This is a genomic window from Labrys sp. ALF-8 (assembly GCF_059699065.1).
The window spans coordinates 69,620-93,850 of record NZ_AP048538.1; the positions used below are offsets into that span (position 1 = coordinate 69,620).

At 65.4% G+C, this 24,231-nt stretch carries 26 protein-coding genes; 25 read left to right on the top strand and 1 reads right to left on the bottom strand.

Going from position 1 to position 24,231, the window contains the following annotated elements:
* The 21 genes from gpW to AC6H34_RS20195 all read left to right on the top strand — a co-directional run bounded on the left by gpW (nt 1) and on the right by AC6H34_RS20195 (nt 19,891).
* Nucleotides 1–204: a gpW family head-tail joining protein gene (gpW, locus tag AC6H34_RS20095; protein ID WP_497539988.1), complete on the top strand. Its 204-nt coding sequence runs from the start codon at nt 1–3 to the stop codon at nt 202–204.
* A complete protein-coding gene (locus AC6H34_RS20100) occupies nt 204–1,808 on the top strand; it encodes a phage portal protein (protein ID WP_497539989.1) in 1,605 nt (534 codons plus the stop codon). Before gpW ends, AC6H34_RS20100 begins: the two co-directional genes overlap by 1 nt.
* Nucleotides 1,805–3,109 carry a S49 family peptidase gene (locus tag AC6H34_RS20105; RefSeq protein WP_497539990.1) on the top strand — a complete coding sequence of 435 codons (1,305 nt, stop codon included), beginning with the start codon at nt 1,805–1,807 and terminating at the stop codon, nt 3,107–3,109. The genes AC6H34_RS20100 and AC6H34_RS20105 overlap by 4 nt, the downstream gene beginning before the upstream one ends.
* Nucleotides 3,110–3,191: 82 nt before the next feature.
* On the top strand, nt 3,192–3,566 hold the full coding sequence (locus AC6H34_RS20110; RefSeq protein ID WP_497539991.1) for a head decoration protein: 375 nt from the start codon (nt 3,192–3,194) through the stop codon (nt 3,564–3,566).
* A 103-nt stretch (nt 3,567–3,669) separates the two neighbouring features.
* Complete coding sequence (locus tag AC6H34_RS20115) at nt 3,670–4,692, top strand: major capsid protein (protein WP_497539992.1); 1,023 nt, start codon at nt 3,670–3,672, stop codon at nt 4,690–4,692.
* 7 nt (nt 4,693–4,699) lie between these two features.
* Nucleotides 4,700–5,104 carry a hypothetical protein gene (locus tag AC6H34_RS20120; protein WP_497539993.1) on the top strand — a complete coding sequence of 135 codons (405 nt, stop codon included), beginning with the start codon at nt 4,700–4,702 and terminating at the stop codon, nt 5,102–5,104.
* Nucleotides 5,101–5,940: a hypothetical protein gene (locus AC6H34_RS20125; protein WP_497539994.1), complete on the top strand. Its 840-nt coding sequence runs from the start codon at nt 5,101–5,103 to the stop codon at nt 5,938–5,940. The genes AC6H34_RS20120 and AC6H34_RS20125 overlap by 4 nt, the downstream gene beginning before the upstream one ends.
* On the top strand, nt 5,930–6,427 hold the full coding sequence (locus AC6H34_RS20130; RefSeq protein ID WP_497539995.1) for a phage baseplate assembly protein V: 498 nt from the start codon (nt 5,930–5,932) through the stop codon (nt 6,425–6,427). Before AC6H34_RS20125 ends, AC6H34_RS20130 begins: the two co-directional genes overlap by 11 nt.
* A gap of 187 nt (nt 6,428–6,614) precedes the next feature.
* The gene (locus AC6H34_RS20135) at nt 6,615–6,881 is read left to right on the top strand and encodes a PAAR domain-containing protein (protein WP_497539996.1); all 267 of its coding nucleotides are present in this window, start codon (nt 6,615–6,617) and stop codon (nt 6,879–6,881) included.
* Nucleotides 6,882–6,890: 9 nt separating this feature from the next.
* Nucleotides 6,891–7,316, top strand: a complete 426-nt coding sequence (locus tag AC6H34_RS20140; RefSeq protein ID WP_497539997.1) for a GPW/gp25 family protein — start codon at nt 6,891–6,893, stop codon at nt 7,314–7,316.
* Nucleotides 7,316–8,188 carry a baseplate J/gp47 family protein gene (locus AC6H34_RS20145; RefSeq protein ID WP_497539998.1) on the top strand — a complete coding sequence of 291 codons (873 nt, stop codon included), beginning with the start codon at nt 7,316–7,318 and terminating at the stop codon, nt 8,186–8,188. Before AC6H34_RS20140 ends, AC6H34_RS20145 begins: the two co-directional genes overlap by 1 nt.
* Before the next feature lies 1 nt (nt 8,189).
* Entirely contained in the window at nt 8,190–9,329 is a 1,140-nt protein-coding gene (locus tag AC6H34_RS20150; protein ID WP_497539999.1) for a phage tail protein, read from the top strand.
* The gene (locus AC6H34_RS20155; RefSeq protein ID WP_497540000.1) at nt 9,329–12,574 is read left to right on the top strand and encodes a DUF4815 domain-containing protein; all 3,246 of its coding nucleotides are present in this window, start codon (nt 9,329–9,331) and stop codon (nt 12,572–12,574) included. Before AC6H34_RS20150 ends, AC6H34_RS20155 begins: the two co-directional genes overlap by 1 nt.
* Nucleotides 12,575–12,662: 88 nt before the next feature.
* Nucleotides 12,663–13,649: a hypothetical protein gene (locus AC6H34_RS20160; RefSeq protein ID WP_497540001.1), complete on the top strand. Its 987-nt coding sequence runs from the start codon at nt 12,663–12,665 to the stop codon at nt 13,647–13,649.
* Nucleotides 13,649–14,467 (top strand): glycine-rich domain-containing protein, encoded by an 819-nt coding sequence (locus tag AC6H34_RS20165; RefSeq protein ID WP_497540002.1) that lies wholly within the window; start codon nt 13,649–13,651, stop codon nt 14,465–14,467. Before AC6H34_RS20160 ends, AC6H34_RS20165 begins: the two co-directional genes overlap by 1 nt.
* Nucleotides 14,467–14,946, top strand: coding sequence for a hypothetical protein (locus AC6H34_RS20170; protein WP_497540003.1), 480 nt, complete (start codon nt 14,467–14,469; stop codon nt 14,944–14,946). The genes AC6H34_RS20165 and AC6H34_RS20170 overlap by 1 nt, the downstream gene beginning before the upstream one ends.
* 81 nt (nt 14,947–15,027) lie before the next feature.
* Nucleotides 15,028–16,575: a phage tail protein gene (locus AC6H34_RS20175; RefSeq protein ID WP_497540004.1), complete on the top strand. Its 1,548-nt coding sequence runs from the start codon at nt 15,028–15,030 to the stop codon at nt 16,573–16,575.
* A gap of 76 nt (nt 16,576–16,651) precedes the next feature.
* Complete coding sequence (locus tag AC6H34_RS20180; RefSeq protein ID WP_497540005.1) at nt 16,652–17,170, top strand: phage major tail tube protein; 519 nt, start codon at nt 16,652–16,654, stop codon at nt 17,168–17,170.
* Nucleotides 17,170–17,460 carry a hypothetical protein gene (locus tag AC6H34_RS20185; RefSeq protein WP_497540006.1) on the top strand — a complete coding sequence of 97 codons (291 nt, stop codon included), beginning with the start codon at nt 17,170–17,172 and terminating at the stop codon, nt 17,458–17,460. Before AC6H34_RS20180 ends, AC6H34_RS20185 begins: the two co-directional genes overlap by 1 nt.
* A 5-nt stretch (nt 17,461–17,465) precedes the next feature.
* Nucleotides 17,466–19,475: a phage tail tape measure protein gene (locus AC6H34_RS20190; RefSeq protein ID WP_497540007.1), complete on the top strand. Its 2,010-nt coding sequence runs from the start codon at nt 17,466–17,468 to the stop codon at nt 19,473–19,475.
* Nucleotides 19,475–19,891 (top strand): phage tail protein, encoded by a 417-nt coding sequence (locus AC6H34_RS20195; RefSeq protein ID WP_497540008.1) that lies wholly within the window; start codon nt 19,475–19,477, stop codon nt 19,889–19,891. Before AC6H34_RS20190 ends, AC6H34_RS20195 begins: the two co-directional genes overlap by 1 nt.
* Here AC6H34_RS20195 and AC6H34_RS20200 read toward each other — a convergent pair.
* Complete coding sequence (locus AC6H34_RS20200; RefSeq protein WP_497540009.1) at nt 19,888–20,232, bottom strand: hypothetical protein; 345 nt, start codon at nt 20,230–20,232, stop codon at nt 19,888–19,890. The two genes, AC6H34_RS20195 and AC6H34_RS20200, sit on opposite strands and share 4 nt — an antisense overlap.
* 61 nt (nt 20,233–20,293) lie before the next feature.
* On the opposite strand from AC6H34_RS20200, the gene AC6H34_RS20205 reads away from it, so the two are divergent.
* The 4 genes from AC6H34_RS20205 to AC6H34_RS20220 are packed head-to-tail and all read left to right on the top strand — an operon-like array spanning nt 20,294 to nt 24,229.
* Entirely contained in the window at nt 20,294–20,524 is a 231-nt protein-coding gene (locus AC6H34_RS20205) for a tail protein X (protein WP_497540010.1), read from the top strand.
* 3 nt (nt 20,525–20,527) lie between these two features.
* Nucleotides 20,528–21,574 carry a phage late control D family protein gene (locus AC6H34_RS20210; RefSeq protein WP_497540011.1) on the top strand — a complete coding sequence of 349 codons (1,047 nt, stop codon included), beginning with the start codon at nt 20,528–20,530 and terminating at the stop codon, nt 21,572–21,574.
* A 29-nt stretch (nt 21,575–21,603) separates the two neighbouring features.
* The gene (locus AC6H34_RS20215) at nt 21,604–22,017 is read left to right on the top strand and encodes a hypothetical protein (protein ID WP_497540012.1); all 414 of its coding nucleotides are present in this window, start codon (nt 21,604–21,606) and stop codon (nt 22,015–22,017) included.
* Nucleotides 22,018–22,054: 37 nt separating this feature from the next.
* On the top strand, nt 22,055–24,229 hold the full coding sequence (locus AC6H34_RS20220; RefSeq protein WP_497540013.1) for a hypothetical protein: 2,175 nt from the start codon (nt 22,055–22,057) through the stop codon (nt 24,227–24,229).
* The last annotated feature ends 2 nt before the right edge of the window (nt 24,230–24,231 follow it).

Genomic DNA, 24,231 nt, shown 5'->3' on the forward strand with positions numbered 1-24,231 from the left:
TTGGACCTCGCCCAAGCCCTTGCTGAAGCCCGGCGGGCCCTGCATCTCCTGATGACGGGCCGTTCCGTTGTCAAGCTGGTCATCGACGGCCAGGAAACCACCTTCAACGCGGTGAACCGCGCCGATCTCGAGCGCTATATCGCCTCGCTCGAAGCGGCCTTGAGCGGCCAGCCGCGCCGCGGCGCTGTCGTCGTGGTGTTCTGATGCTCATCGACATGTACGGCTTCCCTCTCAAGGCGCAAGCCTCGACGGAAGCCGGTCACGAGCCCTATCGCGCGGCATCGCGGCGGTCGCAGGAACTCGGCACGATGCGCCCGGCGCTTTTGTCGGCCGATCGCGAGATCCGCCCGGCGCGGGACATGGCGCTGTCGCGCACCCGCTACCTCGAGCACAACGACCCGCATGCCGCCGCCGCGGTCACGCGCCTCGTCGACATGCTCATCGGTGCAGGCCTGCGCCTGGTCGCCAAGCCAGACTACCGGGCCCTCGGCATCTCGGTCGAGCAGGCCCGCAAGGTCCGAGCCCAGATCGAAGCCGAGTACCGGCTTGCCACGCAGGATCCGCGCTTCCTGTTCGATTCGCAGCGCCGGATGAGCCTCAACGGGCGCTTCCGGCAGCTCGCGCACACCTGGGTGACGGGCCGCGAGGTCTGCATCGCCATGCGCTGGCGTCAGGAGGATCTGTACGGGGCGCGGTACCGCACCAACATCCAGGCGATCGACCCGGATCGCCTGTCGACGCCGTCACATCTGATGGAATCGACTGCGCTGCGCAACGGCGTGGCCCTCGATGGCAACGGCGCACCCATCGGCTATTGGGTGCGCGATGCCCATCCCTCTGACTGGCTGTCGGTGACCAAGACGCTCACCTGGACCTATGTTCAGCGGGAGACAGCCTGGGGCCGCCCCATCTTCATCCATGGTTTCGAGGGCCAGCGCGAGGACCAGACCCGCTCGATCACTGCCTTCGCATCCGTGGTCGAATCCTTGAAGATGACGGCCCAGCACCGCCGGCATGAGATCAACAACGCCGCGGCCAACGCACTCTATGCCGCCTTCATCAAGTCCAACATGTCGCTGTCGGACGCCACCGGCATGCTGCACGCGGCAAGCGAGACCTTCGCCGAGTCCCGCGACGGCTATTGGGCCGATGTCGGGGCGCCCGTCGTCAACGGTGTGCGCATCCCGGTGATGCCGATCGGCGACGAACTCGTCATGAACAATGCGCCGCGTCAGACAGCGGCCTTCGAGACCTTCCAGCGCACCTTCCTGCGCTCGATCGCAGCCGCTCTGGGGCTCTCCTACGAGCAGCTCACCATGGACTGGTCGCAGGTCAACTATTCCTCGGCCCGCGCGGCCCTGAATGAGGTCTGGCGCGGCGTCCGCCGCGACTTCGCCTCCTTCGTCGAGCAGGTCGTCACGCCCGTCTACCTTGCCTTCCTCGAGGAGGCGTTCGACCGCTACATCGAGATCCCCAAGGGAGCGCCGAGCTTCTGGGAGATGCCGGCCGCTTGGGCTTCGGCTCGCTGGATCGGCTCGCCGCGTGGCTATGTCGACCCGGTCAAGGAAGCGCAGTCCGCCAACCTTCGCGTCGATGGCCTCATCTCCACCCTCGAGGCGGAGAACGCGGAGCAGGGCCTCGACTGGGAGGAGACGATCGAGCAGCAGTCCTACGAGCAGGCGCTCCTGGTCGAAAAGGGCGTGCGCCGGGTGAGCGCCACCATGGTCACCGCCGACGAAACTCCGCCGGAGGATAAGCCAAACGAAACTCCGCCTGAGGATAAGCCAAAATCGGAGCAGCAGGCTTGACAAATCCCCTCGCCACCATCGCCTCGGCCTTGCCGGAGGCGCTCGCCGCCCTTGCCGCTCCCGTGAACGCCGCTGCGTGGCCGGTCGCGCTTACCGCCGAGCCGCTGCTGGTCCTCGATACTCGCGCCGAGGATATCCGCTCGGCCTATCTTGCCGCCGATGTCGCCCAGCGCTCCGGCGCTCTGAACGCCACCACGGCGCCGCGCTATCAGGCACAGGCTGGCCGCGCCGTCATCCCTGTCGTCGGTTCCCTTCTGAACAAGGGCGATGTCGACGGCAGCCGCTACGGTTTCACATCCTATGGCTGGCTCGCCGCGGCCTTCGACGCCGCCGCGGCCGATAGCTCGGTCGACGAGGTTGTCATCGGCTTCGACAGCCCGGGCGGCACCGTGTCCGGCATCGAGGCGGCAACCGAATCCTTGCAGGCCCTGGCGGTGGTCAAGCCGGTAATCGCTCATGTCGACGGCCTCGCGGCCTCCGCCGCCTACTGGCTGGCATCGCAGGCGCATGAAATCGTGATGACGCCGATGAGCCAGGTCGGCTCCATCGGCGTCTATACCACGCATATCGACTTCTCGAAGCTGCTCGACAATGTCGGCATCAAGGTGAGCCTGATCGCCTCCGGCCGCCACAAGGTCGAGGGCAATCCCTTCGAGGCCCTTCCGCCGGAAGCCCGCGCAGCGATTCAGGAACATATCGACGATCTCAGGCTGACCTTCGCGCAGGTGGTTGCAGCAGGGCGGGGCGAGCGCCTCACGGCCGACCAGGCGATGGCGACCGAGGCCCGCATGTATCGCGGGCGCCACGCCACCCAGGGCAGGACCGACGCCGTTGCGGCGGGCCTTGCCGATCGTCTCGCAAGCAAGGCGCAGCTTTTCGCTTCCCCCGCCCGCAATCGCCGGGCTCAACCCAAAGGATCGCAGATGAGCGACCAGACCCAGCAGTCCGGCGAGAACAAGGCCGGTATCACCTCCGAACAGCTCGCAGCCGCCCAGGCGACCAGCCGTGGCGAAGGCGAGAAAGCCGGCGCCGAGGCGGCCAAGACCCGCATTTCCACCATCCTCGGCAGTGAAGAAGCCAAGAAGCGCCCGGCGCTGGCCAACAAGCTCGCCTTCGAGACCGACATGTCGGCCGAAGTCGCCGCGAGCGTTCTTGCCGCCGCCGCAGTGGAAGCCAAGGTTTCCCGCCTCGATGGCAATGTCCCGGACCCGAAGATCTCCGCCAGCGACAAGGCGCCCGGCGGCGATGCCAAGGTGCTCGACGCCGGCAATATCTACGCCAATCGCCGCAAGGCCCGCTGATCCCGCACGGGCTTTCTAGCCCGTTCCCTTTTCACCAGGCGCCGGGCCTGATCCCTGGCGCGCATTCTTTTCGGAGCTTCTCATGTCCGCCATCACCGAAGGCCGTCATACGGACGAGTTTCTGCTCACCGAGATGCCCGGCTCCATCTCGCTCGATACCATCCAGCTTGCCGCCGGTTCCGGCGTGCTGGTGGCCGGCACAGTGCTCGGTCTGGTCACCGCGAGCGGTCTATATGTGCCGCACGCTCCCGCGGCCACCGACGGCAGCCAGAACGCGGCCGCCATTCTGCGCCGCAAGACGCGTCTCGACGCGGCCAATCCGGTGCAGGCTTCGGCCGTGACCCGACTGGCCGAGGTCAAGGGCGTGGCGCTCACGCTCAACGCCGCGACCGACACCGACCCGGAGAAGGCCGCCGTCTACGCCAGCCTCGCCGCCAAGAACATCATCGTCCGCTGACCGCCTGGCCGGGCGAACCCCGGTCTGTCTCGCCGCGATTCCCTTTCACCCCGAAAGCCCCGCAGAGCGCGCCTCTGACGGGGTTTTTTGTTGGAGCCTCCCCATGGACATGGACGTCTTCAACCAGGATCCGTTCACCCTGGTTTCCCTCACCCAGTACGTCAACAACCAGCCTGCCATTCCCGGCCAGGTCGGCGCCATCGTCGACTTTCAGGAAGAGGGCATCACCACCACGGACATCGCGCTGGTCAGCATCAACGGCCTGCTCCAGCTCGTCGAACCGAGCGAGCGCGGCGGCCCCGGCGAGACCGTCGACCACGCCAAGAACAACTACCGCAAGCTCGCGACCGCGCATCTCCAGCGCGATGAGTTCGTGAAGGCGGATGAGATCCAGAACGTCCGCGATGCTTCGGCGATCGGACAGCCGGCCCTGATGACCATCGAGCAGCTCGTCCACAACAAGCTCAACCGCCATCTCGTCGACTTCGATCTCACCGAGGAGTGGATGAAGCTCGGCGTGCTCCGCGGCAAGGTCATCTCCGGCAAGGGCAAGACCATCATCGACATCTACAAGGAATTCGATCTCACGGCACCCGCCGCGATCACCTTCGACCTGGCCGACGATGCCTTCGAGTTCCGCGACGAGTCGATGGAACTGATCATGCAGATGGAGGACGATCTGCTAGCGCCGTCCTACGGCCATGTCCACACGCTGTGCGGCCGCGACTTCTTCAGGGCCATCCTCAAGAACAAGCAGTTCAAGGAGAGCTTCCTCAACACCCCGTCGGCTGCGGCGCTGCGAGATGCCCAGCCCGACAAGGTCGAGATGGGCGGCGTGACCTTCGAGCGCTACAAGTCCAGCGCCGTGGCGCGCCAGGCGGTCGGCGGCAACTTCATCGCCGACGACGAGGCCATCTCCTTTTTCGTTGGCGTGCCGGGCCTCTACATCACCCGCTACGCCCCGGCCGACTACTGGGATACGGTCAACACCATGGGCCTGCCGCGCTATGCGAGCGAGCTGACCGAGGAGCGCACCTCCAAGCGCGCCAAGTTCGAGGTCCAGTCGAACCCGATCCACCTGATCACCCAGCCCAAGACGCTCCGCCGTCTCAAGCTGGCGCCCTGATCCTTCGATGCCGACGCCCTTCGAGGAGGCGGCGGTGGACGCCTTCGCCCCGCACCTCGAATGGTGGGGCGAGGCGGTCATCGTGCAGCCGCGCATTGCCGGCAATTACAGCGCTGGCGACGATCCGTGCCGCGCCGCAGTTCCAGCCTGCGCCGTGATCATCCGTAGGGACGGTGTCGAGCGCGTCACCGATTCCGCCACGGCGACCCAGTGGGACCGTCAGGCGGCGAATTACCCGCTCGTCGCCTACCTGCCGGTGGCACCGTTCCTGTCATGGTTGCCCCGTGACGGTGATCGAATCGTCCGTTTAAATGCTCCGTCCGGCGAGCCTTCCGTCCTCGAGGTCGCTCGGCTCGGCAACCGCCGCGGCTCGCGTATCGTCCTCTATTGCATCGAAGGTCCGCCGAGATGAGCCTGTCCCGCCTCGCGCTCCGCATCGCCACGGTGCGGATGCTGGAGAACGCCACCTCGGCGGCCGACATGGTCTATGACAGCCGCATCCTGCCGCTGGCCGAGACCACCCCGCGCGATCCGTCCGAACGTCGCCCCGTCATCGTCGTGCTCACCGAGAATGACGATCGCGGCGGCGAGCCTCGCCAGATCAACGCGGGCGCGCGCAAGCTCGACCTCACCATCGAGATCATCATCGCCTCCTATTCCCTAATTCCGGACGGGGAAGGCGGCACCCTGCTCTCGCTGGACTTCGCCGAGACCGACCCAGGCATCGAATTCATGCTCGACCTGGTCGAGGCCGAGGTGGTCAATGTGCTGCAGGCGGGGCAGGGCCCATGGTCAGAACTCTGGCGCCGTATCGTCACCAAACGGATGGACTATGCCAGCCATCGCACCGCGGACGCCAACAACGGCGTGCGCTATGCCGCCAGGCAGATCGTCTACACCGTCGACACCATCGCCGATCCGCCCTTCGGCACCCCGGTCGCCGGCACGATATGGGCGGATTTCATCGCGGCCATGCAGGCCGACCCGCTGCTTTCCGTTTATGCCGGCCTGCTGCGCACGCGGATGGAAGCTCCGGCGCTGCTCGACTGGCAGGTGGCGCAGGCCTCGCTTGGCCTCACCCTGGCCGAAGTCCGTGCCATCGGCCTGGCCCCGATCTTCGAGCCGACCACTGATCCGGATGACGTGCAGGAAGCGCCGCCCGTGATCGAAATGACAGCAGGCGATCTCGTCAGCAATGAAGAGGTCATCGACGCGGCCCTGCCGCCGGAAGCCGACGATGGACCATGATGAATTGGTGCAGCGGCTGATTGACCTCGAGCGGCGGCTCGCCAGCACGGTTGTGAACGGAAAGGTCCATTCGGTCGACCCGGCCAAGGGCACCGTGCGGCTGCGCATCGGCGGCACGGACGATGAGCCGTTCCTGTCGCCGGATGTGCCCTACACGCAGGTCGCCGGTGCGCTGAAGCTGCATAGCCCGCCATCGGTGGGGCAGCCGATGACGATGCTTTCGCCATCGGGGGACTTCCGGCAGGGAACGGCGGTTCCCGCAACATGGTCGGACGACAACAAGTCGCCCTCCGACAAGGGAGATGAGCACGTCATGACCTTCGGCTCCCTCAAGGTTGCCGTGCGGGGCAAACAGGTCCTGGTCGAGATCGGCAGCGTGTCGCTCGACATCACGGACGGCAAGATCACGTCGACGGTCGGCGGGACCACGCTCGAGCTATCCGGCTCGGGCATCAAGGCCACGGCCTCGGATTACGACTTTACCTGATTTCCCAGCCCGCCTCTGTCCTGGGCGGATGCCATCGAATGACCGAGCGTTTGCGCCGACGGCCGCGCTCGCCGTGGATGGATTGGACAGCCCCTTGGGCAAGGGCACCCACCTATAACCCCCGAGAGAGCAGCCGGGCCCCTTGCCGCATCGTCCGCGGCAAGGGGCCGAGGCCATGGAGACCAGCATGCCAGGCGTTGCTTGCGTCGGTGTCGATTTCGCCGGCGGCGTGCAGCTGGGCAACCAGGGCGCCAAGTTCAAGGTTGGCGGCAATGCGGTTGTTCTGGTCGGCGACAAGGTTGCCGCCCATGGCGAGCCGCCGCATGCGCCGCCACCGCCGATGATCGAAGGCTCCTCGAAGTTCCGCGTGAACGGCATCCCGGTTTGCCGGGAAGGCGATCACGCAGCATGCGGCCACGCCACGACGGGGCGCGGCAATTTCAAGATCCCGTAGGGCGCCCACATGGCTGTTATCTCCCTTCGCGGCCTGGCGGGGTCGGGCATCGATCGCTTCACGGGCAAGCCCCTAATCGGCTGGCCCCACGTCGTCCAGAGCCTCGGGGTGATCTTCACCACGAATTTCGGCGAGCGCGTCATGCGCGAATATGTCGGATCCCTGGTACCGAAGATGCTGGGGCAGAACATCAGCGAGAAGGACATCCTGCCGTTCTGGACGGCGATGTGGACCGCGATCGCCACGTTCGAGCCCCGCTACCACGTCGACCACATCGTTCCGACCGAACTGACTCGCCTGGGTTCCATCGCCTTTCGATTGGAAGGCGAATACCGCCCGCGCGCCCACCTCGGCGACTTCACCCCAGAAGGCGGCCGAAAGGTCAGTGTTTCCTATGCCGATGCCGGCCGCTGGTATGTAGAAGGGGCCTCCTGATGGCGGAATTCACCATCGACTATCTCGCCGGCCTCGATCGCCCTGCCATCATTGAGACGATCGACTACGAGGCCATTCTCATTGAGAGGAAGGCTGAATTCGTCAGTCGCGCGCCGGCCTATGGGATCGACTACGACGTCGCCGATCTCGAAACCGATCCCGGGGCGGTCCTGCTTGAGGAAAGCTCCTATCGGGAAACGATCCTGCGCGCGCGGGGCAACGAGATCGCGCGATCAGCCTACCTCTATTATGCCGAGGGCAGCGCCGTTGATCATCTCGCGGCGTTCTATGATGTCGTCCGGCTACCGGGTGAAAGCGACGCCCGCCTGAAGCTGCGGGTCATCCTCGCCATTCAGGGCCGTTCGCCCGGCGGCACGCAGGAGCGCTACAAGTACATCGCGATGACGGCATCCCTGCGGGTCGCCGACGCCTATGTCTACCTGACGCCGCTTGATCCGACAGTCCACATCGCGATCTTTGCGACGGATAACAACGGCGTTGCCGATGCCGCCTTGCTCGCGATCGTGCGTGCCGCGCTGAATGCCAGCAATGTCCGCATGGTCAATGACACGCTCGACGTCCGCGCGGCGGTCGTCATCGTCGCCAACGTGTCCGCCAACCTCGTGTTGCTTCCGGATGCTCCGGACGACCTTGCAACGACACTCGCGGCGGCATTGCCCGCGCAGTGGGCCGCCGTGGGCGCCTTGGGCCGCGACCTGACCGGCGCATGGGTCGCAGGCAAGCTGATGGCCGATGGTGTCTATACCGCTGCGCCCACCTTCGGCGGGCCGTCGGGCATCGTGGCCGCGCAGCCCTACCAGGCGATCCGCATCGGGGCCGTTACCCTGACAGTCACGGGCCGGGCATACTGACATGGCGGAACACAAGCTGTTGCTTCCCCGGGAAGCGACGCCCTGGGAGAAGCTGAATTCCGAGGTCACCGACGATTGGGCCAACCTCGCGGATGAATATGCCCTGATCCCGGTCGGCTGGGCTTCACCGCCGCCGGCTTTCCAGCCCTTCCGGGTCTGGGAGCTTGGGCTGTCGCCGCTGACGCCCTATGTGCCGAACCTGCTGACGCTGATCAGCGTCGGTGTCCAGTGGCAGCGGATCCGGGGGACGCCGGCCGCGATCGCGATGGGGCTGGCGTGGATCGGATACGCGGCAACGCTCGAGGAAGAGCCGACCCGTCGCGTGCTGTGGAACAGGTTCCAACTGGCCCTTGATCGGGTCCGCGATGCGGACACGCCTGACCTGGCGCGGATCGCCGGCATCACGTCGCTATCGGTGCCGGCGCGGTCGATCTTCTGGCGGGCTTTCGCCGGCTACGACGTCCGGGCCTGCGAAACGTCATACCAGAAGACGTCGGCGTCGCTGACATCAGACCATTCCGGGGTCCGGTTGCCCGGGATCAAGGGATCCACGGTCGTCGATGTCCTGACACAGTGGTCATTCGGTCGCCGCTACGATGCCACTGCCGCGCTCGTCGAGGCAGATCTCGATGCCCTCGGGGTCTGGATCCCGCCAGTCGGCACTTCCGACGTCTGGGAAGACGCCAACTATCCCTGGGATACCGCTGATTTCGAGTGGGATATCCCCGGCGACGACGCCCGCCGCGCCGCGATGGCGAACGGGATTCTTGCCCAGACCGCTTACATCCGTTTCTCGGCCGCTGGCGGCGCCGTCATCGGCTATGCGGCGGCTGTTGTTCGGCCCGTCAGTGAAGCGGTGTCCGGCCCCTACACGCTGGCCGGGAAGACCTATGGCGTCGATGCCGCTGCGCCGCAGGGCCTGATCGTCATCGCGTCTTCCGATTTCGGCGACGGGGCAGGGCAGCCCGCCATTGCAACGGCTGTCGTCTTCGGCGCCACGCGCGCCGCCGGGGTCAAGCCCGGCAAGAACTGGCTTTCGGCGGCGCAGCTATCAGGCGGCGTCGCAGTCGCCCCCCAATCGGTTTCCGTTCCCTTCGGCCTGACTGTGCGGGAACAGGTTCGCTACATCTTGAGGTTCTGATGGCCTACGAACATCCGTCCGGCTTGCCGAGCACGTATGACCGCGCTGATGCTGGGCCAAACCGGCAGCAGGTCCTGTTGCCCGAAGGCAAGTTGTTCCAGGGCGCCGATTTCAATGAGGCCCAGACCATCATCCGGCGTCGGCAACAGCGCATCGGCAACATGGTCGCCAAGGACGGCGACCGGGTCGACGGTGCCGACATCAGCGTCGATCAGGACAGCGGAACCGTGGCCCTCGCCGCCGGCAGGATCTATGCACGCGGTGACGTCCGTCCGGTTGTGGCTGCGACGCTGTCCAGCGTACCCATGACGGGGAACGTGCAGGTCGGCATCAAGATCCAGACTACGCTTGTGACATGGGAAGACGATCCCAGCCTGAAGGGCCTTGAACCGGGGTCGCTTGCCGAGGGCCAGCCCGGCGCGGCGCGCATCGAGGAAACGGCGGTCTGGGCGCTGGCCGATGACGCCCAGCCCGGCGACTTCTTTCCGGTCTATCTTCTCGCCGATGGCACCCCCGTCGACCAGACGCAGCCGCCGGCCCTTCAAGGCATCCTGGCGGCGCTTGCCCTCTACGACGAGCAGGCGAACGGCCATTACATCGTGGATGGCTGCATCGTCCGGGCCTTGGGCAAGATCGGGACCGACCAGATCTTCTCGATCGAGAAGGGGACCGCGAACATCCGGGGATGGAAGCGCACGCGCGAGTATGCGCTGCGCTTCGCCGTGACCGAAGATCCGGATCTCGAAGCCGTTGCCGCCGAACCATCGACCTATACGGCGGCCGACAACGCCCCGACGATCATTACGGTTCAGCGCCCGCCGATCGCTGCGGTCTCGTCCGTCATCGTGGTCAAGCGCGTCACCGAATTGGTCGTGCGCAGCCCAGTGCCCGGCGGCCTCGATACCCTGGCCCATGGTTCCGTCGTGGCGATCGAGACCATCACGCAGGGGGCTACCACCTATGCCCCCAGCACCGACTACGTCCTGTCGTCCGGCAATGTGTCATGGGCCCCGGGCGGTGCGGAACCGGCGGCGGCGTCGACCTATAGCGTGACCTATCTCTACAACGCCAATGTCGTGCCCGACGCGGTGACATCGACCCAGATCACCGTTTCCGGGGGCGTCCACAACCAGCCTGTGCTTGCCTCGTATACCTCGAAGCTGCCGCGCATCGACCTGATGTGCCTCGATATCAGCGGCCTTCCTGTGTACGTGAAGGGGCTGTCCGCCCGCCTCGGCGCGGTGGAGCCGCCGACGCCTTCGACCTTGCTGAAACTCGCGACCGTCACCAACGACTGGCTGGCCTCGCCGGTCATCGATAACGACGGCACCCACAACTACACCTATGACCGGATGCGCCGGTACTTCGACCGGCTCGTCGACATCCTCGACCAGTTCGATCGCAGCGAGCTTTCGCGCGATATCCTGGCGCGGGAGCCCGTCAGCAAGAACGGGATCTTCACCGACAATTTCGTCGATGACTTCTACCGAGATCAGGGCGCCAGCCAGACCGCCGCCTGCAATCAGGGGGTGTTGCAGCTGGGCATCGACCAGGTCCAGATCGAGCGCGCCGGATCCGCCGTCGAGTTCCTGGCCTATAGCGAGGAGGTCGTCGTCAGCCAGCCCCTCGCGACGTCGGGCATGGCGATCAACCCCTACGACAATTTCATCCCGCTGCCGGCGGATCTCAAGATCGAGCCGCCCACGGACTACTGGACCGATCACATCACGGACTGGACCTCGCCGGTCACGATGGAATTCACGGCGGCGCCCAATCAGCCGCCGGGCACGACGACCGTCAACGTCGTCGTTCAAGAGGATCTGGAAAGCGCCGTCTATCTTCGGCAGATCCCGATCCACTTCAGGATCGCCGGCTTCGGCGTCGGCGAGAACCTGGCAACGCTGACCTTCGACGGTGTCGACGTGAAGCCCGCCGGCACGCAGACCGCCGACGCCAATGGCGAGATCGAGGATGATTTCACGATCCCGGCCCTGATGCCTGTCGGCACTCGCCGCCTGCGCGCCGATGGCGCCGCCGGCAGCTATGCCGAGGCGCTGTTCCATGGCGAGGGGGTCATCGACATCACCACCATGCAGCGGGTGACGCTGGTGACCCGGGAAGCGGCGAAGGCGACGCCGCCGGCCCCTGTGGTCACGCAGGTTACCAATCGTGTGGTGACCACGGCGCAGACCTCGAACGGCCCGAGCCAGTTCGATTTGAGCCACGGCAGCGATCCGCTTGCCCAGACCTTCACCTTGATCGAGGGCAGGCAGATCGTCGGGGTGAACATCAAGTTCACGGCGATCGGCGTCAGGTCGCGCGGTGTCCGTGTCCAGTTGGCGAAGACGCTGAACGGCTACCCGACCAAGGAGATCCTGGCCGAAGCCTTCATCAACATGACGTCGATCAACATCGGCGACGTCGTGCCGGCGCGCTTCGCTGCCCCTGTGTATCTGTCCCCGTTGGCCGAATACTGCTTCGTCGTCATGACCGACGATCCCACCCACGCGCTCGCGATCGCGAAGCTGGGCGATGTCGATCAATCGAACCAGAGCTTCGTGTCCGCGAACCCCTACACCGTGGGTGTCATGCTGTCCTCGTCGAACCGTTCGACCTGGACCCCGCACAATGACGCCGACCTGTGGTTCCAGATCATCGCGGCGAAGTTCACGGCGACGAGCAAGACGGTCAACCTGTGGACCGGCGACCTCGACAACGTCTCTGATTTCATCGTGCGCGGCACCGTCGATATCCCGACTGCCGATGCCAGGATGCGCTACGAGATCGTGCGCGCCAGCGGCGATGTGGTCCAGCTTGCCCCCGATCAGAACTATGCGGCGGCTGAATTCATCAATGAGACCGTCACGCTTCGGGCCATTCTCAATGGCTCCGAAAAGATCAGCCCGATCCTATACCCCGGATCGACCCTGATCTGCGGTCGGATCCGCACCACCGGCACGTACATCACCCGTGTCTTCCCGATGGGAACAGCGATCAGCGTGAAGGCGCTGTTCGCGGCCTTCCTGCCTGCCGGGTCTGGCGTGACGGTCGATGTCGATGCCGCCAACAACACCTGGGCTGCGATGACGGCCGGGTCGACCGGGACGCTAGGCAGCGGGTGGACGGAACCGAGCTTTGCCAAGACCGGATACACCGCTGCCGGCGGTGGCCGGGTCCGGCTTTCCTTGTCCGGCGGCCCCGCCGCGCGGCCTTCCCTTGCGCGGATGCGCGCGTATTCGCTCTGAGGTTTGACCAATGGCTGTTGGCGGCGACGATCGCAGCGCAAATCGGAACTATCCGGTTCCGACACCGGGAAACTGGCTTTCGGAGGATATGGCGCGCCTGATCACGGCGCTCCAGGCAATCGACGTCGATGTCACCGGGCTCCTGACCGCTGTCGCGGCACGGGCGCTTCTGATCCATTCCCATAGCATCAGCCAGGTCATGGGATTGCAGGATGCCCTCGACGGCAAGCAGAACGTCGGGGCGGTCACGATCACCCTTGATGACCTGACGGACGTCAACGTCACCGGCGCTGCTGCGCTTCAGGTTCTGATGAAGAGCGCCGGCTCCGGATGGGTGGCTGGCATCATCGACGCCGCCAATCTCAGCGGATGGACGGCGAAACTGGCGTCCTCCTCCATCGACGCCGGGCAGATCCTGACAGGCACCCTCGACCCTGCCAGAATTCCGGTACTTCAGCAGTTCACGCCGGTCGTCTCCACAGGCGACCTCACCGCGCTGACATCGGGGCAGTTGGCCACGATTGTCACGGGGTCGCTCGTCTTCGTCACCGATGGGCGCCGTCTCGTCTACAAGGGCAGCGGCAGCAAGACGGCCGACGCGAGTTATATCGAGCTGGTCGATGCTTCCCCGGACTGGGGTGTCATCGCAAACAAGCCCTTCTTCGGAACGTCGTCCGGCTATGACCTCGCGACGATTGCTCAATACCGCGCGGCGGCCGCAAACAAGATGCTCGATGCTGCCCTTGTATGGGCAGCGGCAGGGGCGCCGCAGCTCACGGACGCATCGACCATTCCGCTGGATTTCTCCACTGGCTTCAACTTCTACGTGACGTTGGGCGGCAATCGAACCCTTGGCACCCCTACCAATATGAAGACGGGGCAAACCGGCTCGATTTCGATCTTTCAGGACGGCGCCGGCAGTCGCACGCTCTCCTTCAGTTCGGCGTGGAAGTTCGGCGGCGGGATCGCCCCAACGCTTTCGACGCCGGCGAACTCCTGGGACAAGCTCTACTATGTCGTCGAGGACGCCTCGGCGTCCAAGATCCATGCTTCTCTTGTGAAGGGGATTGCCTGATGCTGCCGGGGATGATCCCGAACGTCGGGGCGCAGGTCACTTACGTGACCAAGCGCATCTACCTGACCACAACCGGCCTCAACAACTGGATCGTTCCGCCCGACTGGAACAGCGAGAGCAACACCATTGACGTGATCGGTGGTGGCGGTGCGGCGGGACTTTCCGCCAACACCAATCCGGGTGCCGGTGGCGGTGGTGGCTGGTCACGCAAGAACAATGTCAGGCTGACCCCAGGTGCATCGGTCCCTTACAATGTCGGCGCCGGGGCGCCTGCGGGCTCGGCGGCGGGAACCGCGCCGTCAGGCGGTGACACCTGGATGGGTGACACGACCTATGCCGGCTCCGGCACCTTCGTGGGCGCCAAGGGCGGCGCGGGCGGCGTAGCCGCGAGCGGGCCGGGCGGTGCTGGCGGACAAGCGAGCGCCGGCATCGGCGACCTGAAATATTCCGGCGGCACCGGAGGGCAGGGTGACGGCGGCGGTGCTGGCGGCGGTGGCGCCGCCGGGCCCAACGGGAACGGCGTCAATGGCGGGTCCAATCCCGGCAATGGCGGTGCCGGCGATGCCGGCTTCGGTGGGGCCGGTGGTGCGCTGGCAACAACCGGGAATGCCAATCCGGGTCTGCCAGGCACGGAATATGACGCGACCCATGGGTCAGGCGGCGGCGGCGGCGGACGATCGAATATCGACAACTCCAGAGCTGGCCCGACCGGTGGCCTCTACGGCGGCGGTGGTGGATCGGCTCGATCCACGACCGGACAGAATGGCGGCCCAGGCGGGCAAGGCTTGATCGTCATCACATATCGGGGAATTGCCTGATGCTCGTTCGAATTGACACCCTCAAGCCATGGAACGGCCAGGATCGGCTTCCCGACGAAAACGGTGTGCTTCACCCGTTGAATATCGAGGATCTGTGGAGCGCGGCGGAACTGGCGGCGATCGGCCTCGCCGTGCCCCGGCCCTTCGTGCCTGTCGAAGGCAAGATCGCGACCGGCGCACCCTTCTACGTGCGCAATCCGGATGGATCGATTGGCACCGGCTACGCCTTGCAGGATGCCCCGTCGCCTGCCGCCCCCGACAGCGTCTCGGCCCGTCAGTTCTGGCTCGGTTGCGACCGGGAGGAGATCTATGACGATGTCAAGGCCTACATCAAACAGCAACCCCGGGCCGTGCAACTCGCCGCCGAATACTCGGCGAGCTTCCTGCGCAACGATCCGATGATGCAGGCCGGCTTCGCCGCGCTCGGCAAGACGACCGAGGAAATCGACGCCTTCTTCACCATGTGCGCCGGCCTTTAGCCGCCGAACTCACCGGGCAGCACCGCCCATCTCGTAGACCCCGCCCCGCGAAGGCGGGGTTTTTCTTTGGAGCAAACCCCTATGAGCGAGCCCATTTTTGGCATCAGCATCACGTCGGTGGACGACGAGCCGCGCCCGGTCACCGGCGCCGACATGGCGATCGTTGCCCTCGTTGGCCCCGCCGCCGATGCCGACGTCGACGTTTTCCCGGTGAATGCCCCGGTCCGGATCTTTTCGGACGACGCCACCACGACGGTGAAACTTGGCCCCGGTGCGCTCGCCGATGCCGTCGCGGGAATCAACGACCAGCTGGGCGCCTACGAAGTCGCGGCGCAGATCGTGATCGTCCGCGTTGCCGAAGGAGCCAACGACAACGAGACGATGACGAACATCATCGGATCCAGCGCGGCTAAAACCGGCATCTGGGCGCTGACGAAGGCCGGCCCTGAGCTTGGCATCGTGCCGCGGCTGGTCGCCGTCCCCGGCTTCACCAAGCAATTCACGCAGGGCGCGCCCACTGTCACCGTCAACAGCGCCGCCAAGTCCGGCGGCAACACTGGCAACGGTGCCCTGACGCTGGCAAACCCGGCCTATGGAGCGTCGGTGAAGAACGGCGTCTATCGCGTCCGCTGCACCTCTGTGGCGACCGATGGCGGCACCTTCAGCGTGGCCGATCCTGACAACATCCCGCTCGCCAATGCCACGGTCGGCAGCGCCTATACCGGGGACCACATCAAGTTCACGATCGGAGACGGCCTCATCGACTTCGCGGTCGGCGACGGCTTCGATGTCACGGCCGCCGTCACGGCCGGGGCGGTCACCGCAAACCCTGTGGTCGCCGCGCTGCCGCCGGTGCTCGAGCGCCTTCTCGCCCATGCCGTGGTGCAGGGGCCCACCGACAGCCTGGCGCACTTCCAGGCCTGGCGCGAGACGATCAGCAGCCAGCGCATCATCCCGGTTGGCATCAGTGTCAAGGTCGGCGCGGACGCGACCGAGCAGGACGCCTCGGGGCGTGTCCTCGGCATCGGCGTCAGGCGTGACCATGAGAACGGCGGCCGTCCCTTCCACAGCTGGGCCAACCAGGCCGTGCAGGGGATCGTCGCACCCGGCCGGTCGATCGATTTCTCGATCACGGACGGCAGCACCGAGGGCCAGCAGATCCTCGCCGTCAACGGCGGCATCATCGTGCGCGGCGATGCGGGGGTGGAAGGCGCCATCGCGGCTTCCGGCTTCATCTATATCGGCACGGACAATTGCTCCGAGGACGAGCTGTGGCAGTTCTACAACGTCACGCGTGGCCGCGACTATATCCACCTGCTGTTCCTGCGGGCGCTGCGCTTCTATCTCGGCCGCTTCAACATCACGATCCAGACCGTCGAAGCGATCATCCAGACCATGCAGCTCGCGCTTCGCGACCTGCAGGCGAATGGCGACATCCTCGGCTACCAGGTCGGCTTCACCAAGGCGCTGAACAGCCCCGAAAACCTGCGCCAGGGCAAGTTCACGGTCAATTTCCAGGCTGAGGAAGCGCCGGTCCTGCGCAAGCTGGGCATCCGTTCGGCACGCTACCGCGCCGCCCTCGACACCCTGCTCGACGATCTCGCCGCGCAGCTCGACCTCGTCGCCTGACCGGCGCCGGAACCCATCCCCGAAACAGCGTTCGGCCCGGGCCTGATGGCCCGGTGCCGGCGAAAGGAGCCGCCCCATGCTCATCGTCGAGGCCATGAACCTCTTCGTCGGCACCGCCGACCCCACCGCCTCCAAGCATCTGTCCATCCAGGAAGTGAAGCTTCCGATGTTGCAGAGCAAGTATCAGGACCACGCCGCCGGCGGCGCCATCCTTGATATCGAGGTCCGCACCGGCATCCAGAAGCTGGAACCCACCTTCAAGCTCGTCGGCCATGACCCGCAGGTTCTGACGAATTTCGGGTACATGAGCGGCGAGATGACCATGTACACGATGCGCGGGGCCATGCGTGACAAGATCACCGGCAAGGATGTCGCCCTCAAGGCGGTCATCGAAGGCGAACTCGGCAAGATCGAAAGCGATGCCTTCCAGAACGGGAACCTGCTGACGAACGACTACGCCATCAATGGCGTGCTCCTTTACCAGCTGTTCTTCGACGATACGGAGAAGTACTTCTTCGACTGGAAGAACAGCGTCCTGCGCGTCGATGGCGTCAATCGCCATGCCAAGCGCAATGCGATGCTGGGCCTGATCTGATGAAGGTCACCGTCCCCTTGAAGTACCCGGTGCCCCTTGAAGTGGGGCACCTCATTCAAATCGATGTGCAGCGGATCCGGGTCCGCGATCGCCTCGCGGCGCAGGCCGTCACCGATGCCGGCGGTTCGGACGCCGCCAGTTCCGTCGCGCTCGTCGCCTCGAATACCGGCCTGCCGGGCGAGATCATCGGGGATCTGGTCGGCAGTGACTTCGACGATGTGTTGGCGATGATCATTGCCACCACGGACGCAGACGGTGTCGGCGCGGCTGACGACGGCGAACAGGAGTAATCGGTATGACCATCCTGACGGCGGAGCTGGTCGCGCGCCTGAAAGACATGGTCAGTGGCCCGGCCGCCAAGGCTGGCAGGGCGCTTGATGGCCTCGTCAGGAAGTCCAACCAGGCCAGCCGGGGGGGCGGCTTTGCCCGCTTCGACAAGGGCCTCGAGAGCAGCGCCAAGGGGTTGATCGCCTTCGGCGGGGCCGCTGCTGTCGGGGCCTATGCCGTGAAATCCTATCGGGATTTCGCTGCCTTTGATCGACAGATGACCCGGATCGGGATCACGGCGGAAGCGACGGCGGGCGAGGTTGCGAACGCGAAGAAGCAGCTTTTCGACATCGCCAATAACACCGGTCTCGGTGTCGATACGGTGAGGGAAGGGCTCGATACCCTGACGGCCGCCGGCCGGAACATGAAGGACAGCCTGGCATTCCTTCCCTCGGTTGCGAAGACCGCCCAGGCATCGGGGGCCGAGGTCGCCGACATCGCCAACACCGCCGATGCCATCGGCAACTCGATGGGCATCACGTCGGACAAGATGCAGGGTGCCTTCGACATCCTGGCCAAGGCCGGCAAGGCGGGCAAGTTCGAACTCAAGGACATGGCCCAATACCTGCCGGCGATCGCGCCCGCCGCGGCGGCGATCGGCATGAAGGGCACCGATGGCCTGATCAAGCTTGCCGCCGCCTTGCAGATGACCCGGAACCAGACCGGTGACGCCTCATCGGCCGCGACGAACCTGCAGAACGTGTTCCAGAAGATGACGTCGCAGGAAACGGTCGGCAAGTTCAAGAAGATGGGGATCAAGGATCTCCGGGGCCAGTTGGACAAGGCCAAGAAGTCGGGGAAGGACGTCTTCGACACCTTCCTCGATATCACCGAGGCGGCCACCAAGGGCGATCTGTCAAAGATCCCGCTTCTGTTCAACGATGCCCAGATGCAGGCTGGCATGCGGGCGCTGATCTCTCAGCGCCAGCAGATGCGGGAGCTTCGCGGCGAACTCGGCAACGCTGCGGGGACGGTCGACAGGGACTTCGCCAAGGTTGCGAACGACGCGGCCTCCGGCATGGAGCGACTGGCGACGGCAACGAGCGCCGTCACCAACGCCCTCGGCGGCTTGCTGGACAAGGGAGGCGTCACCGACTTCCTGAAGACGTTGACCGATGAAATCAATCGATCGGCGAATTTCCTGAGTACCATTTCCGAGAACATGAAGAAGGGGCCACTGGGGTTCCTTGATGCCATTCACGACATGAACGAGCAGGCCGCGAACGACCCCAATGCGATCAGCTGGACAGGACAGAAGGGCCAGCCGTTCAAGGATCGATCCAATGAGATCCGTGACGACTATCGAAGGGGGCGACCGCAGTCGACTGAATATGATGCGGCGCGGCAGACCGTTCGCTTCAATGACCAGTATTTCGCTGACATCAACGACGGCGGCGGCCCCGTTAATGACGAGCAGCGCGCCGAGTATGCCAAGCGCAAGGCAGAGAACGAGCGGCTAAGCGCCTATATTGCGGCCGAGGACGCGAAGTATCAGGCTAACCGCACGGGGCTTCTTGATCGGCTACGCCAGCGGCAGGATGCGCAAATACAGATCGATCACCCCGGGTTCGTCGAGCCGCTCACGAAGGACGATAGCCGCCTGCCGATGCGCGGGGGCAAGGAGGTTCTGGGCCCGCAGATCCCGTATGGGTTCGGGCAACAGTCGCGGACCGGAACCCCGCTGCCACCGGAACGGCCCGCGGAGATCACGCCGCAGGTCAACACCGGGCAGGTCGATCAGGCCAAGCAACTGCTGCAGGATCTGGATATTGGTATCCAGAACATCAACGGCCTTGAGGCGATCGTGAACGTGAAGCCGGGTGGTAACACGGCGGCTCTGAAACAGGACCTGAGGGACATCAAGAACCTGATGGACGAGATCAACTCCGGCACGGTGCGCGGGCCATCCGGCGGCCCGGCCGCCGCCCGCGCCGCCCGTGGCAGCGGGGCCCCTGCCGCCAACACCGGGATCCGCTGATGCTTTACCAATTGGGCTCGGTTCAGTTCGAACTCTATCCCCTCAACATCGAGGACGTTTCCCAGGACGCCGGCGCCGACTTCGCGTCGAAGCCGATCCTCGGCCGGCGGCCGCGGCTTGAGTTCGTCGGCGAGGCGGAGGAGACGATCACGCTGTCCGGAAAGCTTTTCCCGCAGCGGTTCGGCGGAAGCCTTGACGATCTGCGGTCTATCCGGCTGTCCGGCCAGGCGGTACCGTTGACGCGCGGCGACGGCGCCGCGCTTGGATGGTTCGTCATCGGAAAGGCTTCAGCGAAGGGTAGTGAGCTTTCCGCAAACGGCGTCGGGCAGGTCATCGAGTTTGAGGTCACTCTCAAGCGCGATGACGGGCCCGGCGCGGAAAGCTACTACAGCATCATTTCGAGCCTGTTCGGTTAGTTGTAGCCGCCGGTTCGGCACTGGTATTTCAACGAAAGATCCTTCGTCGAGTAAAAGTCGACCAGATCCCATTCCGGTATGCGCGGGCGAAGGTCTGAGAATTCGAGGTTGCGCTCTTCGATTAGCCCGCCTTCGGGTTTGGTCACCGCGCACTTTACCTTGAGATGGCCGATTGGCTCGTCGGTGTTGTTGGTCACCTTCACCATAATCGTCAGCCAGCCGGTGTCCTTCTTGATGTAGGGCGGCGTCACCTCGATCGATGTCGGTCTCTCTGCCGCATTCGACGCTGCTGTCCCGAATGCCAACGCCAGCATGGCGCCCGCCAGTACCATCGTCCGCATACTGCCCCCTGTTCTCGCCAGAACTTCGGCGATGGGATGTCATATCTTTCTCGGAGCCCCGATGTCGAGCACGATCGAAACCTATACGGTGCAGACCGATGGGCTGACCCTGTCGCGCATCGTCTGGAACCGCTTCAGGCGCCCGATGCCGGGGCTGGTGGAGCGGATTCTCGACACGACGCCGAGCCTCGCCCGCAATGGCCCGATCCTGCCGGTGGGCGCCGTGGTGCAGATCCCGATCGACACCCCGCGCGAGCAGCAGGAAGTCGCCGTCATCAGCCTGTGGGATTGACGGATGGCGGCCGAGACCCACTACGCCGTCTATATCGACGGCAACAACATCACGTCGTCCCTCGACCCGATCCTGATCAATCTCAAGGTCACGGACAAGGAAGGGTCGGCCTCCGATTCCTGCTCGATCGATCTCGACGATACCGACCAGCAGATCCAGTTCCCGAAGGAAGGCGCCGACATGCGCGTCCTGCTGGGCTGGGGCACGTCGGGCCTGGTCGAGGTCTTCGTCGGCAAGGTCGACCATGTGCAGGCAACCGGCGCGCGCGGGCAGGGGCGGACGCTGAAGATCGAGGCCAAGGGCCTCGACACCAAGGGCAAGGCGAAGCAGCGCAAGCATAAGCACATCGACAAGAAGAAGATCTCCGAGGCCATCAAGGAAGTGGGCCAGGACGCCGGCATCACGGATGTCACTGTCGATCCCGATCTCGACGAGGAGCGCGACTACTTCGCCCTGCAGAACGAGGGGGTCTGGGACTTTGCCGATCGCCTTGCGAACGAGGTCGGCGGCGTCGCCCACTTCCGCAACAACAGGATCATCATCGCCAAGCGTGGCGCCGGGAAGTCGCCCGGTGGCCAGGCCCTGCCAACCGTGACCGCGACATGGGGCGATAACCTGATCTCCTATGACGTGATCCCGGTGACCGGCATCACCCGCTACAAGAAGGTGAAGGCCCGGTACTTCGACCGGAAAAAGGCGGCCTGGCAGGAGATCGAGGCCGACACCGAGGATACGGATGCCGAGGCCACCCATCAGCGCGCCCACCCGGCCGATGACGAGAAGCACGCCAGGCAGCACAACAAGAATTCGCAAGCCGCCGCCTCGGACAGCAAGGGCGGCGGGTCCGTCATCATCGACGGCAACCCCACCGCGCGCGCCGAGGGAACCCTGAAGCTGGTCGGTGCCAGGCCGGGGGCGGACGGCCAGTACGCGATCGAAGGTGTCGACCACAACGTCGGCCGCGGCGGCTTCACCACCACGATCACCTTGAAACGCCCCGGCGAGGGCACCGGCAAGGACAGCCGGAAGACGAAGAAAACCCGCAAATAGCAGCCGCCAGCGCTGCGAGGAGAGAGACCATGGCTTTGCAGAAATCCACCGCCGTGCGCGACGCGCAGAACGATGCCATCGAGAATGCCATCGGTGCGAGCGCCGTACTCAAGATCTACGACCTCACGGCCGGTGCGCCCGCCAATTGCGCCGCCGCGATCACCGGGACCGTCCTGGCGACGATCAGCTTGCCCGCCGACTGGATGGCGGCGTCCTCGGGAGGCGTCAAGGCCAAGTCGGGCACCTGGGAGGATGCCTCCGCCGATGCCGCCGGCACCGCCGATTTCTGGCGTCTGTTCGCCTCCGATGGCACCACCTGCCACATGCAGGGGACCATCACGGCCACGGGCGGCGGCGGTGACATGACGCTGGACAATACCAGCATCGCGGCGGGCCAGGACATCATCATCAACACCTTCTCGATCACGGCGAGCGGCGCGTAAGCGCCGCCTCGGCGCATTGCGGTAGGAACAGCCCGGCATGGCGACGACCTTCGACCCGTCCTTCAAGGCCTCGGCTGTTACGCTCAGCGGCGCCAACAAGGTCGCATCCTTCAATGCGACCTATGGCGGCGTGCGGCTGCTCGACGCCCTGTCGAACGCCAACCAGTACTGCGAGTTCGGCCTGTCCGGTTCGTCGACGGGCCGCTATCTCGACGTCGCCATGGTCAATACGAGCTGGGCGACGGGCCAGTGGCCCGGCGGAATCGGCACCAATGGCATCACCATTGGCACCGATGGCGGCAATGCCGTCATCAACAACGGCACCGTCGGGACGATCACCCCGCTCGCCGCCAATACCAACGGTCGCGTGTGCTTTGCCAGGCACGCCTCATCCGGGCGCATCTACTTCCGTTTCATCACGGCTGCCGGTGTCGTTGGATCCTGGATCGGCGCGGGCGATCCCGTCGCGGGTACGGGCGGTCTTTTGCCAGGTATCACCGGAACCCTCTATCTTGCCCTTCTGTCGGACGCCAACCCGACGATCGGCACGGCCTACACTGCCGCTTCGGAATGGCAGGGGACGCCACCGTCCGGGTATGGTGAGATCGGCCCCTCTGTCGCAACCGGCGCCCTGTCGATCACCGATGCCGCCGAGTCCAAAACGCTTGCCGGGCTGGTCAAGGTAAAGGCCGGCCTCGGCAAGACGGATGCTGCCGAAGCGATCGCGGTTGTCGGGCAGGGCCGGATATCGGCTGTTGCCGCGCTTGCCGGTGGCGCCGACACCTTGGCGACCGCAGGCAAGGCGACCGTCAAGGCGGCCGCCTCGATGCACGACGGTGCGGAGATGTGTGCCATCGGCGCCGCTGCCAAGGTCCGTGCGGCGTCGGCGCTTGCGGATGGGGCCGAAACGGTTGTGTCCGTTGGCAAGGTCCGCGTCGCGGGCGTGGCGTCCCTTCTCGATGGCATGGAGGCTGCGGTCCTCGCGGGAAATGCCCGTGTTACGGCGACCTCTGCCCTGATCGAGGGTGGAGACGCGACGGTCGCCGGCGGCGCAGTCAGGGTCAAGGCTTCGGCAGCGCTTATCGATGCAGTGGAAGCGCTGTCGGCCAAGGCCGGGGCAGGGGCCGCAACCGGGCTTGTGGCGCTGGTGGACGTATCCGAGACGATCGCCGCGTCGGCCACTGTGAAAATCAAGGCGGCCTCCGCTCTTGCCCAGGCCGTTGATGGGCTTTCCGCATCCGCCGGCGTCAGGATCCGTGCGGCTGTCGCGATTGCGGATGGGGACGCATTCGCCTCTGCCGGCGCCGTGAAGGTCAAGGGTGGTGCCGCGCTCGCCGAGCCGCTCGACACGGTCGCCGCCGCCGCCAGTGGCATCGTGACATCGGTTGCCGACGCCGCGCTGCAAGACCGGGCGGATACCACCGCCTCGTCCGGCGAAATCAGGATCCATGCCCATGCCAGTCTCGGTATCGGCGATGGCCTGGCCGCCAATGGCGCCGTCAGAATCAGGGCGAGCGCGCCCCTGACCGACGGGCTCGAGGCCCTGTCGGCCACCAGCGGCCGCGCACCCGTCGGTGGCAGTGCCGTCCTTGTCGACGATGGCGAAGTTGTTGCCGCGGCCGGCAAGGCGCGTGTCGCTGCGCTGGCCGCGCTGATCGAGGCCTCGGACATCCTCGTCACCGCCGGCCATGTGCCGGCCAAGGGCCATGCCGGCATCGCCGATGCGGGCGACGGCCTGACGTGCCATGCCGGCGTCAGGGTCAGAGGTACCGCTGCCCTGGCGGATAGCTCCGAGACGCTTGTCGCCAGCAGTAGCCGTGCGCCGTCCACCGGCGGTGCCGCCATGGTCGACGGCGACGACAGACTCTCCGCATCCGGCAAGGTGCGCGTCGCCGCCCTGGCCGCGCTGATCGAAGCTTCCGACATCGTCGTGGCGGATGGCGCCCTCCCGGTCTCCGCCGATGCGGCGATCGCCGAGGCCGACGATGCCGTCGCCGCCCATGGCTACAACGCCGGCGCGGTCCATGGTTTTGTCGAGATCCTGGATGGCGTTGAAGCCATGGCCTTCGGCGCCATCCATGCGCGGGCGGCATTCGCCATGTCCGTTATGTTCCCGGGGCCGGCCACGCTCAAGGGTAGCTTCCCGGGGGCTTCAGCCCTGCCGGGTACATTCACCGGCCCGGCTTCAGTCACCACGAAATTTACGACCTAGCG

Bases quoted from the DNA above. Each gene is read 5' to 3' on its own strand.
- AC6H34_RS20195 (WP_497540008.1), top strand. From the start codon at position 19,475: ATGCTTTACCAATTGGGCTCGGTTCAGTTCGAACTCTATCCCCTCAAC.
- AC6H34_RS20210 (WP_497540011.1), top strand. From the start codon at position 20,528: ATGGCGGCCGAGACCCACTACGCCGTCTATATCGACGGCAACAACATC.
- AC6H34_RS20170 (WP_497540003.1), top strand. From the start codon at position 14,467: ATGCTCGTTCGAATTGACACCCTCAAGCCATGGAACGGCCAGGATCGG.
- AC6H34_RS20205 (WP_497540010.1), top strand. From the start codon at position 20,294: ATGTCGAGCACGATCGAAACCTATACGGTGCAGACCGATGGGCTGACC.
- AC6H34_RS20165 (WP_497540002.1), top strand. From the start codon at position 13,649: ATGCTGCCGGGGATGATCCCGAACGTCGGGGCGCAGGTCACTTACGTG.
- AC6H34_RS20190 (WP_497540007.1), top strand. From the start codon at position 17,466: ATGACCATCCTGACGGCGGAGCTGGTCGCGCGCCTGAAAGACATGGTC.
- AC6H34_RS20125 (WP_497539994.1), top strand. From the start codon at position 5,101: ATGAGCCTGTCCCGCCTCGCGCTCCGCATCGCCACGGTGCGGATGCTG.
- AC6H34_RS20155 (WP_497540000.1), top strand. From the start codon at position 9,329: ATGGCCTACGAACATCCGTCCGGCTTGCCGAGCACGTATGACCGCGCT.
- AC6H34_RS20140 (WP_497539997.1), top strand. From the start codon at position 6,891: ATGGCTGTTATCTCCCTTCGCGGCCTGGCGGGGTCGGGCATCGATCGC.
- AC6H34_RS20175 (WP_497540004.1), top strand. From the start codon at position 15,028: ATGAGCGAGCCCATTTTTGGCATCAGCATCACGTCGGTGGACGACGAG.
- AC6H34_RS20160 (WP_497540001.1), top strand. From the start codon at position 12,663: ATGGCGCGCCTGATCACGGCGCTCCAGGCAATCGACGTCGATGTCACC.
- AC6H34_RS20110 (WP_497539991.1), top strand. From the start codon at position 3,192: ATGTCCGCCATCACCGAAGGCCGTCATACGGACGAGTTTCTGCTCACC.
- AC6H34_RS20200 (WP_497540009.1), bottom strand. From the start codon at position 20,232: ATGCGGACGATGGTACTGGCGGGCGCCATGCTGGCGTTGGCATTCGGG.
- AC6H34_RS20120 (WP_497539993.1), top strand. From the start codon at position 4,700: ATGCCGACGCCCTTCGAGGAGGCGGCGGTGGACGCCTTCGCCCCGCAC.
- AC6H34_RS20185 (WP_497540006.1), top strand. From the start codon at position 17,170: ATGAAGGTCACCGTCCCCTTGAAGTACCCGGTGCCCCTTGAAGTGGGG.
- AC6H34_RS20180 (WP_497540005.1), top strand. From the start codon at position 16,652: ATGCTCATCGTCGAGGCCATGAACCTCTTCGTCGGCACCGCCGACCCC.
- AC6H34_RS20145 (WP_497539998.1), top strand. From the start codon at position 7,316: ATGGCGGAATTCACCATCGACTATCTCGCCGGCCTCGATCGCCCTGCC.
- AC6H34_RS20220 (WP_497540013.1), top strand. From the start codon at position 22,055: ATGGCGACGACCTTCGACCCGTCCTTCAAGGCCTCGGCTGTTACGCTC.
- AC6H34_RS20100 (WP_497539989.1), top strand. From the start codon at position 204: ATGCTCATCGACATGTACGGCTTCCCTCTCAAGGCGCAAGCCTCGACG.
- AC6H34_RS20215 (WP_497540012.1), top strand. From the start codon at position 21,604: ATGGCTTTGCAGAAATCCACCGCCGTGCGCGACGCGCAGAACGATGCC.
- AC6H34_RS20150 (WP_497539999.1), top strand. From the start codon at position 8,190: ATGGCGGAACACAAGCTGTTGCTTCCCCGGGAAGCGACGCCCTGGGAG.
- AC6H34_RS20135 (WP_497539996.1), top strand. From the start codon at position 6,615: ATGCCAGGCGTTGCTTGCGTCGGTGTCGATTTCGCCGGCGGCGTGCAG.
- AC6H34_RS20130 (WP_497539995.1), top strand. From the start codon at position 5,930: ATGGACCATGATGAATTGGTGCAGCGGCTGATTGACCTCGAGCGGCGG.
- AC6H34_RS20115 (WP_497539992.1), top strand. From the start codon at position 3,670: ATGGACATGGACGTCTTCAACCAGGATCCGTTCACCCTGGTTTCCCTC.